Origin of the sequence: uncultured Demequina sp. (genome assembly GCF_913055775.1) — a bacterium.
Lineage (GTDB): Bacteria > Actinomycetota > Actinomycetes > Actinomycetales > Demequinaceae > Demequina.
The window spans coordinates 1-12,897 of sequence record NZ_CAJXJX010000080.1 but is presented as its reverse complement, the minus strand read 5'-3'; the positions used below and the strand labels follow the sequence as shown (position 1 = coordinate 12,897).

Here is a 12,897-nt window from a genome sequence, read left to right as displayed (position 1 = left end):
GCCCCGCTCCTGCGTCGCGAGCACCCAGTGGTACTCGCCGCGGGTCATCGCCGGCGTGATCTGGTCGCCGCGTCCCAGCCCCACCGCGGTGTGTCCGTGAAGGATGAACGGCACGTCGGCTCCCAGACGCGCGGCGATCACGTCCAGCTGCGAGCGTGCGGCACCCAGGTCCCACGCTTCTGAGCACGCGAGCAGGGCCGCCGCAGCATCGGCGCTCCCGCCTGCCATGCCGCCGGCGACGGGCACGCCCTTGACGATCTCGAGGTCCACGCCGTCCTCGATGCCGAAGTCCTCGCGCAGCTCGAGCGCGGCGCGCACCGCGATGTTGGACTCGTCCGTGGGCACGGCGTCGATGTCGACGGAGCAGCCACGGGCCGCCGTCACCGTGACCGTGATGTCGCTGTCCGCGCGGGGGGTCGCCGTCACGGTCTCGTACAGGTCGACGGCCTGGAACACGGTCGCGAGCGGGTGGTAGCCGTCATCGTCGACCGGCCCCACCGACAGCTGCAGGTTGACCTTGCCCGGGGCGCGCACGGTCACGGATCGGGTCATGGCCCCACTCTTCCAGAACCTTGAGGCCGGTGGGGGTGGAAGCGCGAGGTCCGCGCGGCCACACGCCCGAGGTCAGCGCGAGCAGACGCGCGGGGTCAGCGCGCGCCGAGCGCCTCCGCGATGCGCGCGAAGTCCGCGACCGTGAGCTGCTCGCCCCGGGTGAGCGGCTCGATCCCGGCCGCCCGCAGCGCCTCCTCCGAGGCAGCACCAGAGCCGGCGATCCCCGACAGCGCGGCCCGCAGCCCCTTGCGCCGCTGCGCGAATGCGGCGTCAATGACCGCGAACACCTCCTCGCGAGACGCGGAAGTGAACGGCGGGTCGCGCCGCTCCATCAGCACGAGGCGGCTGTCCACGCGCGGCACGGGCCAGAACACAGCGCGCTTGACGTCGCCGGCGGCACGCGTGTCGCAGTACCAGGCGGCCTTCGCGGAGGGAATGCCGTACGTGCGCGATCCTGGAGGCGCCGCGAGCCGGTCCGCGACCTCGGCCTGCACCATGACGAGCACCCGGCGAATCGACGGGAAGGTCTCGAGGAAGTGCAGGATCACGGGCACCGACACGTTGTAGGGCAGGTTGGACACGAGGGCGTCGGGCGCGACGTCGAGCGACGTCACGGCGAGCGCGTCCTGCTGGATCACGCGGAGCCGGTCGGCATGGGCCGATGCGCGGGTCACCACGGTCTCCGGCAGGGCCGCGGCGAGGGTCGGGTCGATCTCGACAGCGGTGACCGCCGCTCCCACGTCGAGCAGCGCGAGGGTCAGGGACCCGAGGCCGGGGCCCACCTCGACCACATGGTCGTCAGGGCCCACGCCAGCGATGCGCGCGATGCGCTGCACCGTGCCCGGGTCGACCACGAAGTTCTGGCCCCACTTCTTGTGGGGCGCCGTGTCGAGGGACTCCGCGAGAGTCCGGATGTCGGTGGGCCCGAGGAACTCGGTCACCGACTCAGTACCAGCCGCGTGCGACCGAGTGGCTCCAGGCACCGCACGGCGTGCCGTAGCGGCTCTTGATGTAGTTCAGTCCCCACGTGATCTGGGTCGCGGGGTTGGTGCGCCAGTCGCTCGCGACCGAGGCCATCTTGGAGCCCGGCAGCGACTGCGGGATGCCGTAGGCGCCCGATGACGGGTTCTGAGCGTTGTGCCGCCAGTTGGACTCCTTGGTGAACAGCGCGTTGAGGCACTCCCACTGCTCGCCGGTCCAGCCGCGCTGCGCGGCGAGCTCGCGGCCCAGCGCGCGGTTCGCGCCCGCGTTGGTGGTCGCGGGGATCGCCGGCAGGACCGGCTCCTTCTTCGTGCCCACCGCGATCACCTCGTCGACGGGCTCGTCGACCACGACGCGGATGCCGCCCTCGCGGTCGACCTCCTCGCCGTCCTGCAGCGTGACGGTGTAGCTGACGAGCGCGGTGCCGTCCTCGCCCTCCGTGACGACCTTCTTGGTGCCTTCGAGCTCCGAGGCGTCGTCCTGCTCGACCGAGGAGTGCTCGATGGTCTCCTCCTCCGTGCGCGTGACGACCTGGATGTCCGCGGCCGCGGCGCTGACGGGCTCGACCTCGGTCGCGACGGCCAGGCTGTCGCCCGCGGCCGGCCCCTCCTGCGCGAACGCGTTGACGCCCACCGATGCGAAGGATCCGACGGCGAAGGCGCTCAGCGCGATGCCGCCCGCGAACACTCGCGTGGTGCGCGTGCGCGTCGCGGCGCGCTCACGGTGGTCCCTGCGGCCGCCGGGAGCGGCGGCCCTGCGTCGGTAGCTCACTCGTTCAGGTCCTCTCTGCATGGACGCCCAGGCGTCCGTAACCGAACTGTTATCTCACACGGCCCAACGAAAAATCCAGCCGGAATGTCACACTTCGCCCCGCGTTGTGCGACATGTCACTCGACTACCAGGGCCCATACAGCTCTTCGGAGTTCTTCCTCACGGCCGCGCAGAGGTCGTCGAGCGCCGCCTCCTGGACCCGCGCGACCTCGCGAATGGTCGTTGCCGCCTGCGCCGGAGCGTTGGGCGCCCCCCGATGCGGGTGCGGGGTGAGGAACGGCGCGTCGGTCTCGATCAGCGTGAGCGAGGGCGGCGTGACGGCCGCCGCCGCTCGCAGCTGGGCGGCGTTCTTGAACGTCACGGTGCCGGCAAAGCTCAGGTACCAGCCACGATGCACGCAGAGCCGGGCCATCGCGGCGTCGCCCGAGAAGCAGTGGAAGACCGTGCGCTCGGGGGCCCCGTCCCGTTCGAGCACGTCGATCACCTCGGCGTGCGCGTCGCGATCGTGGATCTGGAGCGGCAGGTCCAGCTCCTTGGCCAGCGCGATGTGGTCGCGGAAGGACCGCACCTGCGCGTCGCGACCCTCGGGCCCGGTCCGGAAGAAGTCGAGTCCGGTCTCCCCCACGACTCGGATGCGCTCGCCGCGCGCCAGCGCGGCGATCTCAGCGAAGGCGTCCTCGTACGTCAGCCCCGTGTCGTGCGTGCCCGCCACGTGCATCGGCGCGTCGTTGGGGTGCAGCGCCACCCCGCCCAGCATGGCGGGGAAGCGCGTCACCGCATCGGCCGTCCAGCGCGCCGACTCCACGTCGCAGCCGATCTGCACCACGCGCGTCACCCCTGCGGACGCCGCCTCCGCGAGGCGCTCCTCGACCGAGCGCTGCTCATCGCCCGCCGGGTACTCGAGGTGGCAGTGGTTGTCGACGATGGGGCTCGGCAGCGCCTCCGGCGCCGCCGGCCACTGACCTCGGCGGGTCACCGGCGGCTGCCCGTCACTCGTCTCCCGAGCGCATGCGATCGAGCTCCGCCTCGACGATCTCGTCGTCGAGCTTCACGAACACCGGCGAGGGCTTGTCGATGGGCGTGCCCGGGACCACCGCGCGCCGGCCCCACGTGCCCTGCGCCGCCGAGTAATCGCCCTGGATCACCGGGTAGTGGCGATCGGGCAGGTCGAGGTCCTCGACCTCGTTCAGCTGCGGCATGGGGGCGATCGTTCCCTCGCCGCCCAGGGTCTCGTGCACCTTCTGGGCGCTGTGCGGCAGGAACGGCGCGAGCAGCGTATTGGCGTCGGCCACCAGCTGCGCGGCGACGCCGAGCACGGTCTTCATGCGCTCGGGGTCCTCGTTCTTCAGCTTCCAGGGTGCGGTGTCCGCAAGGTACTTGTTCGCCTCGCCCACCACGCGCATGGCCTCCGACACCGCGGCGCGCTGGCGCTGGCCCCGGATCAGCTCGCCGACGGAGCCAAACGCGGACTCCGAGGCCGCGAGCGCCGCCCGGTCGATGTCCTGCAGGTCCGTCAGCGCCGGGATCTCGCCCACGTTCTTGTGGAGCAGCGACGCCGTGCGGTTGACCAGGTTGCCCCAGCCGGCGACGAGCTCGTCGTTGGTGCGTCGCTTGAACTCCGACCAGGTGAAGTCCGCGTCCGAGGACTCCGGGCCGGCCACGGCGATGAAGTAGCGCAGCGCGTCCGGCTGGTAGCGCGACAGCATGTCGCGCACGTAGATGACGTGCCCGCGGCTCGACGAGAACTTGCTGGACTCCATGGTGAGGAACTCGCTCGACACCACTTCGGTGGGCAGCTGCAGGTCGCCGAACTCGGACAGGTTGCCGCCCTTCGCGCCGCGACCGTTGGCGGCGAGCAGCTCGCCGGGCCAGATCTGCGAGTGGAAGGTGATGTTGTCCTTGCCCATGAAGTAGTAGGACAGCGCCTCGGGGTCGTTCCACCACTGGCGCCACGCGTCCGGGTCGCCCTCGCGCCGCGCCCACTCGATCGACGCGGACAGATAGCCGATCACCGCGTCGAACCACACGTACAGGCGCTTGTTGGGGTTGTCCGACCAGCCGTCGAGCGGGACCGGGATGCCCCAGTCGATGTCGCGCGTCATCGCGCGCGGGCGCACGTCGTTCAGCAGGTTGAGCGAGAAGTTCAGCACGTTCGGGCGCCAGCCGTGGCGCGCGCCCAGCCACTGCGACAGCGGCTCCACGAGGGCCGGCAGGTCCAGGAAGAAGTGCTCGGTCTCGATGAACTTGGGAGTCTCGCCGTTGATGCGGCTGACCGGGTTCTTGAGCTCGGCTGCGTCGAGCTGGTTGCCGCAGTTGTCGCACTGGTCGCCGCGGGCGCCGTCGTAGCCGCAGATGGGGCAGGTGCCCTCGATGTAGCGGTCCGGCAGCGTGCGGCCGGTCGACGGCGAGATCGCGCCGGTGGTGGTCTGCTCGATCATGTAGCCGTTCGAGTGCACGGCCTTGAACATCGCCTGCGCGACCTTGTAGTGGTTGCCGGTGGTGGTGCGCGTGAAGAGGTCGTAGCTGAGGCCCAGGGAGACGAGGTCCTCGACGATCACGCGGTTGTAGCGGTCGGCGAGCTCCTGCGCGGTGACGCCCTCGCCCTCGGCCTGGACCAGGATGGGCGTGCCGTGCTCGTCGGTGCCCGACACCATCAGCACGTCCTCGCCCGCCATGCGCATGTACCGGCTGAACACGTCCGAGGGCACGCCGAATCCGGCCACGTGGCCGATGTGGCGCGGCCCGTTGGCATACGGCCAGGCGACTGCGGAGAGGATGCGAGACATGCCGACCATCCTAGTGATCGCCGGGCGCTCCGGATGCGGCCGGCCAAGCGGCGCCGATGCGGTGGCCGGGCGGCCGTGTCACGGGAACGGGCGGCCGTGTCACGGGAAGTCGGGCGCAGGGTCGACGCCGAAGACCTCCTCGAGCGTCGCGATGCCCTGCTCACGCATGAACGCGGCGAGCTCGACGCCCACGTAGCGCAGGTGCCAGGGCTCGTAGCGGTAGCCCGTGATGTCCTCGGCTCCCTCGGCGTAGCGGACGATGAAGCCGTGCTCGTGGGCGTGGGCGGCAAGCCACCGGCCTGCCGTCTCGTCGGCGAAGCACGCCTTCAACCGGCAGGCCGCGGACTCGTAGACGTCCACGGCGAGGCCCGTCTGGTGCTCGGAGTAGCCCGGCCGCGCCGAGAAGTCGTCTGCGCGCGCCGCGCCCCACTTGGCGACGTAGTCGGCATGCAGCCCCGCCTGGAACCCGTGGCTGCGGTAGGCGGTGCTCGTCGAGAACCCGGCCCCCGCATCGGCCGCCGCCTCCCGCAGGGCGCCGAAGGCCGATGCGGCCTCGGGCGTCATCTGCGTGCCGGACCCGACAGACACCAGCTCCTCCGGCTCGTACCGGATCGGGTCGAGGGGCCGGTGCTTGTTGACCACCACCCAGATCGAGCCGGGATCGTCGATCGAGTGCTGGTCCAGGTCCAGGGACGGCGACACGGACACCTGGGGGCCCGCGGTAGCGCCCGCGACCTCGGGAGCGACGATGGGCTCCGTGGCCTGAGACGGGGTGGCCTGCGACGTCGCTGCCGGTGCCGCTGCCGGCGCGTCTGCCGGCGACGCATCGCCGCCGCCACTCAGGAATCCGGAACCGATGACGATGCCGATCGTCGCGGCCGCCACCGTCGACAGCGCGACCGCCGCGATCGCACGGGGACGGCGCCGCGCGTGATGGGCTGCCGCGTCACCGCTCGGCATCGGCCCCGCTCTCCGTGCGGGCCGCGAGCACCGCAGCGTAGAGCTCGCGGCGAGACACCCCGCCGGCCTGCGCGAGGTCCGCGACCGCGTCCTTCGCGCGCTCGCCGGACTCGACTCGCACGAGCGCCTCGGCGACCAGCGCGTCCAGCGACGGCTCCTGCGCGGGGCGGCCCCCCACGACCACGACGATCTCGCCGCGGGGCTCGGACTCGCGCGCCCAGGCGGCGAGAGCCGTCAGGGTCCCGCGACGCGTCTCCTCATAGGTCTTGGTGAGCTCACGCGCCACCGCCGCGAGGCGTTCGCCGCCGAACGCCTCGGCCATCGCTTCCAGGGTGGCGACGAGCCGATGCGGCGCCTCGAAGAACACCATCGTGCGCGGCTCTGCGGCGAGCGCCGCGAACGCGCGGGCTCGTTCACCGCCCTTGCGCGGCACGAAGCCCTCGAAGCAGAAGCGGTCGGTCGGCAGTCCGGACAGGGCAAGCGCCGTCAGGACCGCGCTGGGCCCCGGCAGCACCGTGACCGGCACACCCGCGGCCACTGCGGTCTCGACCACGCGGAAGCCGGGATCCGACACCGTGGGCATGCCCGCATCAGAGACGACCACCACGGTCGCGCCGTCCGCGGCTCGCTCCACCAGAGCCTGTGCTCTCTCCGACTCGTTGTGGTCGTGGACCGCAAGAATCTCGCCGCGCAGCTCGATGCCCATCCGCCGGGCGAGGTCGCGGGTGCGCCGCGTGTCCTCCGCGGCCAGGACGTCCGCCGTCGCGAGCGCCTCGCGCAGCCGCGGAGACCCATCGTCCGCGTTGCCGATGGGCGTGGCCGCCAGCACGATGCGTCCAGTCATGGGCACCAGCGTCCCACAGCGCGGCCCGTGGCCCGCGACCGGCGCCGCGATGCCCCAACAGCCCTCGCTTGCACGAATCAGACGCGAATTGCGTTGAATGCGCGTGATTCATGTGCTCGAGAGTCGAATAGATGCGCGATCGACAGTCCACAATGGTGACCGAGGAGGTTCCATGACTGTCCCCGCACCCTCCGCGGCGCCCGCGCGCGTCGCCACCCCGCTCTCGGTGCTCATGTGCCGGCCGACCTACTTCACGGTCGCCTACGCGATCAACCCATGGATGGACCCGTCCCGCCCCACGGACACCGCGCTCGCCATCGCGCAATGGGAGGACCTGGTCGCGACGTATCGGTCGCTCGGCTTCGGCGTGGAGCTGCTCGAGCCCCTGCCCGGCCTTCCGGACATGGTCTTCGCCGCGAACGGCGGCCTCGTCGTCGCCGGGCGTGCCTACACGGCGAGCTTCGCGCATGAGGAGCGGCGACCCGAGGCCGCCGCCCACGCGGCCTGGTTCGCCGCCGCCGGGCTCGAGGTGGTCGAGGCGACCGAGGTCAACGAGGGCGAAGGCGACTTCCTCGCGATCGGCGACGCGATCCTCGCCGGCACGGGCTTCCGCGCCTCGCGCGGGTCCCACGAGGAGCTCGCGCGGGTCTTCGACCGCGAGATCGTGCCGCTCACGCTCGTGCGCGAGGACTACTACCACCTCGACACGGCCATCGCGGTGCTCGACGCTCGCCCCGGCAGCGAGCAGATCGCATACCTGCCGAGCGCGTTCGACGGCGCCGGCCTCGCCGAGCTGCGCCGCCGCTATCCGCAGGCGATCGAGGCGTCCGAGGAGGACGCGGCCCTGTTCGCACTCAACGTGGTCTCGGACGGGCGGCACGTGGTCACCGCGGCGGGAGCAACCCGCTTCCACGCCCAGCTGGCCGCAGACGGCTTCGTGCCCGTGTCCGTGGACCTGTCCGAGCTCCGCGCCGGCGGCGGCGGGGTCAAGTGCTGCACTCTCGAGGTGCGGCTGCCCCGCGCGGCCGCCGAGGCCGTCGCCTGACCCAGCCACCGCATCGGCCCTCCCGGCGGCGCGTTCTCGCTCGCTCAAGCCCTCACACGAGCGAAATGGATCCCTTTCGCTCTTCTAGGCGCTGAGGCAAGCGAGATGGATCCATTTCGCGGGAGGGGTGCCGGGGTGCCGGCGGGGCGCCCAACTAGGCTTCCCCCTGTGACCCTCGAGACCCTGTGGCGCTGGCGCGTGGCGCTCATGGCCGGCGGCGTGGGACTGCTCGCCGCGATCGTGCGCTTCGTGAGCCTCGGGTTCCCGACCACGCTGGTCTTCGACGAGGTCTTCTACGCCCGCGGCGCGTGGTCCCTGATCGCGCTGGGCCACGAGGGCGAGTGGGGCGGCGAGAACCAGGACTTCGCGAACGGCGACGACTCCCAGCTGTCCACCGAGGGCGACTACGTGGTCCACCCGCTGACCGGCAAGCTGCTGATCGGAGTCGGGATGCGAATCTTCGGGCCCACGCCGTTCGGGTGGCGCTTCGTGGGCGCGGTGCTGGGCGTCGCGACCGTCATCATGGTGGCGTTCATCGCCCGACACCTGCTCCGCTCGACCCTGTGGGGGGCGGTCGCCGGCACGCTGCTCGCGGTCGAGGGCGAGCACATCGTGCTGTCGCGCTCGGCGCTGCTCGACGGCTACATGACCTTCTTCGTGGTCGCCGGCTTGGGGCTGCTCGTCCTCGACAGAGCGCGCACGCGGCGCAGGCTCCTCGCGGCGGCCGATGCGGCACGCACCCAGGAGGGACTGTCGCCCGGCGACACGCTGCCGGGCATGGGCCCGGCCACCGGTCTGCGCTGGTGGCGGCTGGCCGCGATCGTGGCGTTCGCGCTATCCGCCACCGTCAAGTGGTCCGGCCTGTGGTTCGCGGCGGCCTTCCTGATCCTGTCCGTGATCTGGGACTGGGCGGACCGGCGCGAGGCGGGCGTCGAGCGCTGGTTCCTGGGCGGCCTGGTGCGTGCAGTGCCGGCCGCGGCGGCGACCGTGGTCATCACCGTCGGCGTCTACCTCGCGTCGTGGATCCCGTGGTTCCGCTCGGACGAGTCCTACGGTCGCCACTGGGCGGAGAACCACCCCGGCGAGGGGATCACCTGGCTGCCGGAGGGGCTGCGCTCGCTCGTGCACTACCACGAGCAGATGCTCGAGTTCCATCGCAACCTGGACTCGCCCCACAACTACGAGTCCAACCCGTGGCTGTGGCCCCTCCAGTACCGGCCCACCGCCTTCCACTTCGAGGACGTGCCCGACGCCGACTGCGGCGCCGAGCGGTGCGTGAGCGCGATCCACGCACTCGGGCACCCGTTCATCTGGTGGTTCGGGGTCGCGGTGCTGGTCTACGCGCTGTGGCGGATCGTGCGCCACCGCGACCTCACCGCGCTGACGGTGAGCGTCGGAGTGCTCGCCGCGTGGGTGCCGTGGCTGCCCTTCGCGCACCGCACCATCTTCACCTTCTACACCGTGGCCATGGCGCCGTTCGTGGTGCTGCTGGTCACGTGGGGGCTGAAGCGGATCGCCCAGCCGGACCGGCTCGGTGGCGAGTGGTCCACGGCCGGGGCCGTGTTCGCGGGGCTGTACGTGGGTGCGGTGCTCATCGCTGCAGGCTTCTTCCTGCCCATCTGGACCGGCATGCCCATCCCGTTCGAGTACTGGCAGCTGCACATGTGGCTGCCCAGCTGGGTCTAGCGGCCCCGCCCTACCCGAGCGCGACCTCCGCGGCGACGTCCTCCTCGGGGAGCGCATCGGCCGTCGCGACCACCTCCATCTCGAGCAGGTCGACGGTGCCGTCGAGCGTCGAGACGAAGGCCGTCTCTGCGGCGTCCCTGCCGGTCGCGATGCGGGCCATCGACGCGCGCGGAGCGAGCCCGGTGGCGTCCACCACCAGCCAGCGGCCGTCGATGAGCGCCTCGGCCACCGCGTGGAAGTCCATGGGAGACAGGCCGGGGGCGTAGACCGCGACCACGCGAGCCGGCACGTCGAGCGCCCGCAGCATCGCCACCACCAGATGCGCGTAGTCCCGGCACACGCCGCGCCCGCGCAGCAGGGTCGCGACGGCGCCGCCCGTGGGGTCGGTCGAGGCGCCGTCGTACTCGAGCCGGCCCGCGACCCAGTCCCGGATGGCCCGGAGCAGCGCGGCGCCTTGGAGCCCGGCGAATTCCGCGGCGGCGAAGGGCGTGAGGGTGTCGGACTCGCAGTAGCGGCTGGGCCGCGCGAAGTCGATCTCGTCCGCCGGCGCGACGAGCGCCGGCTCGGCGCGACCGGTCACGGTGGCGTCGTAGGAGATCTCGAGCCGTCCGGAGGGGACGTCGGCAAGCCGCCACCGGGTGCCCTCGATGCCGGGCACCTCGCGGAGCTCGACGGGAGATCCGTTGGCCTCGACGACCAGAGCATCGGCCGCGGGCAGGCCACGGGCGACCTCGACCGCCAGGTGCAGCCGAGCCGCCTCGTGCACGTCGAAGGCCACGTGCGAGCGAAAGGAGCGTTCCACGGCACCATGGTCGCACCTGGAGACGTGCACGCGTGCACGCGACGAGCGCGCGCTGCGGTCCCACTCCGTCTTCCTCGCACCCTGACCGCGCGGCACCCCGGCGAACGGACCGCGACGCTGGCACGATGGCCCCATGAGCGACCACGTGCCCGACCCGCCACCCACCGAGATCGCGCGCGCGGCCCAGGCGGCGGTCGACGACCGCGAGGACACCAGCGCCCCCGCCTGGCTCAACCGCTTCGTCTGGACCGCGCTGTGGAAGCTCGTCGCGGTCGGGCTGCTGGTCGCGCTCGGCGTGGCGATCGTCATCGACCTGCGCCACCTCATCTCGCTCCTGGTGATCTCGCTGTTCTTCGCGCTCGCGATCATCCCAGGCGTGGAGGCGCTCAACCGCCGCTTCGGCATGCGTCGCGGCGCCGCCGTGGGCATCATCTACCTGGCCGCTCTCGCGTTCCTGATCTTCATGGTGTCCGTGATGATCCCCGCGATCGTCGAGTTCGCCGCGGCCGTCAGCTCGAACGCCGCCGGCTGGTACGAGCAGCTCGACGAGTGGATCGAGGCGCAGTTCGGCAGCGAGCTGATCGACTCCGAGGCCGCAGCGAGCGGCACCGAGGCGCTCCTCCACGCGGTGCAGCAGTGGGGCGACAACATCTTCGGCATCCTCACCTCGGGCCTGGGCCTGGCCTTCGACGTGCTGACGATGGCGATGTTCACCTTCTACTTCGCCGCGGACTTCCCCCGCCTGACGCGCTCGGTCATGCGGCGCATGCCCCCCGCTCGCCAGAAGGTGACCCGCTGGGTGCTGCGCACCTCGATCGAGCAGACCGGCGGCTACTTCTACTCGCGCCTGCTGCTCATGATCGTGTGCGGCGGCTCCGGCTTCGTGGTCATGCTCATCGTGGGGCTGCCGCTGGTCTACGCCATGCCGCTCGCGCTGTTCATGGGATTCGTGTCCGTCTTCATCCCGTTCATCGGCACGTACATCGGCGCGGCCGTGCCGATCCTCGTGGTGATCGCCGTGCAGGGCCTCGTGCCGGGCCTCATCCTGCTGGGCTGGGTGCTGGTCTACCAGCAGATCGAGAACTACCTGCTGAGCCCGCGGCTGTCGTCCAAGACCATGGAGCTCAACGGCGCGGTGGCCTTCGGAGGCGCGATGGCCGGCGGCGCGATCGCGGGGCCGATGGGCGCGTTCATGGCACTGCCCGTCGCCGCGCTCATCACGGCGATCGCCAAGAACACCGGCCGCACCTACGACGTGCTCGAGGATGCCGACGGCGACGGCAAGCCGGATGCCGACGGCTCCAGCGTCGCCGAAACCGTGCCCGCGCCCGTCACCGAGCCCGAGCCCGAGCCCGAGCCCGACGCGAACTGACGCCGGCCCACCGAGCTCACGGCCGCATCGGCCCTGCGCTGTCCCTCCCACCCTCCGACCCGCTTCACTGCGAACCGCTCGCGTCCGCGACACCCCACGGGAGTACGCCCTCGGCACCTCGGGATCGGCGTGTCGCAGGATTTCCGGTTCGTACTGACGGGCCAACGACGGGCCGATGCGCGGGCCGGGTGCCGCACGCAGCAGCGCCGGCCACCCCGAGGGGCGGCCGGCGCTGAGAGCGTCAAGCGGTGCGGGTCAGTACGCGCCGAGGATGTCGACCACGAACACGAGCGTCGAGCCGCCCGGAATCGAGGTGGTGTCGTCCTCGCCGTAGCCGAGCTCCGGCGGGATCACCAGGAGCACGCGGCTGCCCACGGCCTGGCCCTCGAGCCCCTCGATCCAGCCGTCGATCAGCGATCCGGCGGCGAAGGTGAAGGACGCGGGGGCGCCGCGGTCCCACGACGAGTCGAACTGCTCGCCGTCCCACAGCCAGCCGGTGGAGTGCACGACCGCGGTCTGGCCCTGCTCGAGCGCCTCGCCCTCACCGGCGATCAGGGGCTGGACCACGAGCTCGTCCGAGATCTCCGCGCCGTCGAAGGACACGGTCGGGATACCGTCCTCGCCGAACGTGATGGCGGGCAGACCCTCGACCGGGTCGACGGCCTCGCCGTCGACGGCGTCGTGCCCGATTTCGACACGATCAGCGACGGGGACTATCCGATCTCCCGGCCCCTCTACTTCTACGTGAAAAACGCCCACATCGGCGTGGTACCCGGTATCGACGGCTATGTCGCCGAGTTCACCAGCGAAAGCGCCTGGGGTCCGGACGGCTACCTCGTCGACAAGGGCCTGATCCCGCTGCCCGACGCCGCCCGCAAGGAAACCGGCATGGCGGCGAACGATTTGTCCAAGCTGGTCATGTAATCAGCCTGCTACCCGGTCCCGGCGCTTCGGCGCCGGGACTTTTTTTGTCGCATCGCCTTACTCGAAAACGCCGGTGTCCCGGCCGGCCAATCGGAACCCCGCCGCCATGAACTCGCTGGTCCTTATCGCCGTCCTGCTTGGCCTCATGGCCGTCGGGTACCATTTCGGCCGCAC

The 12,897-nt window shown here is 71.4% G+C and carries 12 protein-coding genes and 1 pseudogene; 4 read left to right on the top strand and 9 right to left on the bottom strand.

From position 1 onward, the window contains the following. The 7 genes and pseudogenes from QZ483_RS09145 to rsmI form a co-directional block, all read right to left on the bottom strand. A pseudogene (locus tag QZ483_RS09145) lies at positions 1-552 on the bottom strand (4-(cytidine 5'-diphospho)-2-C-methyl-D-erythritol kinase); the annotation flags it as partial. A 95-nt stretch (positions 553-647) separates the two neighbouring features. Continuing rightward, positions 648-1,493, bottom strand: coding sequence for a 16S rRNA (adenine(1518)-N(6)/adenine(1519)-N(6))-dimethyltransferase RsmA (gene rsmA, locus QZ483_RS09140; RefSeq protein ID WP_297083171.1), 846 nt, complete (start codon positions 1,491-1,493; stop codon positions 648-650). Between the two features lie 4 nt (positions 1,494-1,497). After that, positions 1,498-2,304 carry a G5 domain-containing protein gene (locus tag QZ483_RS09135; RefSeq protein ID WP_297083168.1) on the bottom strand — a complete coding sequence of 269 codons (807 nt, stop codon included), beginning with the start codon at positions 2,302-2,304 and terminating at the stop codon, positions 1,498-1,500. Between the two features lie 124 nt (positions 2,305-2,428). Beyond that, a complete protein-coding gene (locus tag QZ483_RS09130) occupies positions 2,429-3,280 on the bottom strand; it encodes a TatD family hydrolase (protein ID WP_297083166.1) in 852 nt (283 codons plus the stop codon). A gap of 13 nt (positions 3,281-3,293) precedes the next feature. After that, positions 3,294-5,090, bottom strand: coding sequence for a methionine--tRNA ligase (gene metG, locus QZ483_RS09125; protein ID WP_297083164.1), 1,797 nt, complete (start codon positions 5,088-5,090; stop codon positions 3,294-3,296). A 99-nt stretch (positions 5,091-5,189) separates the two neighbouring features. Continuing rightward, entirely contained in the window at positions 5,190-6,050 is an 861-nt protein-coding gene (locus QZ483_RS09120; protein WP_297083162.1) for a M15 family metallopeptidase, read from the bottom strand. Beyond that, entirely contained in the window at positions 6,037-6,894 is an 858-nt protein-coding gene (gene rsmI / locus QZ483_RS09115; protein WP_297083160.1) for a 16S rRNA (cytidine(1402)-2'-O)-methyltransferase, read from the bottom strand. The genes QZ483_RS09120 and rsmI overlap by 14 nt, the downstream gene beginning before the upstream one ends. A gap of 172 nt (positions 6,895-7,066) precedes the next feature. Here rsmI and ddaH point away from each other — a divergent pair, with 172 nt between their 5' ends. Beyond that, a complete protein-coding gene (gene ddaH, locus QZ483_RS09110) occupies positions 7,067-7,939 on the top strand; it encodes a dimethylargininase (protein WP_297083158.1) in 873 nt (290 codons plus the stop codon). 168 nt (positions 7,940-8,107) lie between these two features. Beyond that, positions 8,108-9,625, top strand: coding sequence for a dolichyl-phosphate-mannose--protein mannosyltransferase (locus QZ483_RS09105; RefSeq protein WP_297083156.1), 1,518 nt, complete (start codon positions 8,108-8,110; stop codon positions 9,623-9,625). Positions 9,626-9,635: 10 nt separating this feature from the next. Here QZ483_RS09105 and QZ483_RS09100 read toward each other — a convergent pair whose 3' ends face one another. Continuing rightward, positions 9,636-10,427, bottom strand: coding sequence for a transglutaminase family protein (locus tag QZ483_RS09100; protein ID WP_297083153.1), 792 nt, complete (start codon positions 10,425-10,427; stop codon positions 9,636-9,638). A 133-nt stretch (positions 10,428-10,560) separates the two neighbouring features. Between QZ483_RS09100 and QZ483_RS09095 the strand changes: the two genes are divergently transcribed. After that, positions 10,561-11,799, top strand: a complete 1,239-nt coding sequence (locus tag QZ483_RS09095) for an AI-2E family transporter (RefSeq protein WP_297083151.1) — start codon at positions 10,561-10,563, stop codon at positions 11,797-11,799. Positions 11,800-12,054: 255 nt separating this feature from the next. Here QZ483_RS09095 and QZ483_RS09090 read toward each other — a convergent pair whose 3' ends face one another. Beyond that, complete coding sequence (locus tag QZ483_RS09090) at positions 12,055-12,402, bottom strand: FKBP-type peptidyl-prolyl cis-trans isomerase (protein ID WP_297083149.1); 348 nt, start codon at positions 12,400-12,402, stop codon at positions 12,055-12,057. Between QZ483_RS09090 and QZ483_RS13600 the strand changes: the two genes are divergently transcribed. Beyond that, positions 12,301-12,723 (top strand): PstS family phosphate ABC transporter substrate-binding protein, encoded by a 423-nt coding sequence (locus QZ483_RS13600; RefSeq protein ID WP_367117097.1) that lies wholly within the window; start codon positions 12,301-12,303, stop codon positions 12,721-12,723. The genes QZ483_RS09090 and QZ483_RS13600 overlap by 102 nt on opposite strands. Positions 12,724-12,897: the final 174 nt, after the last annotated feature.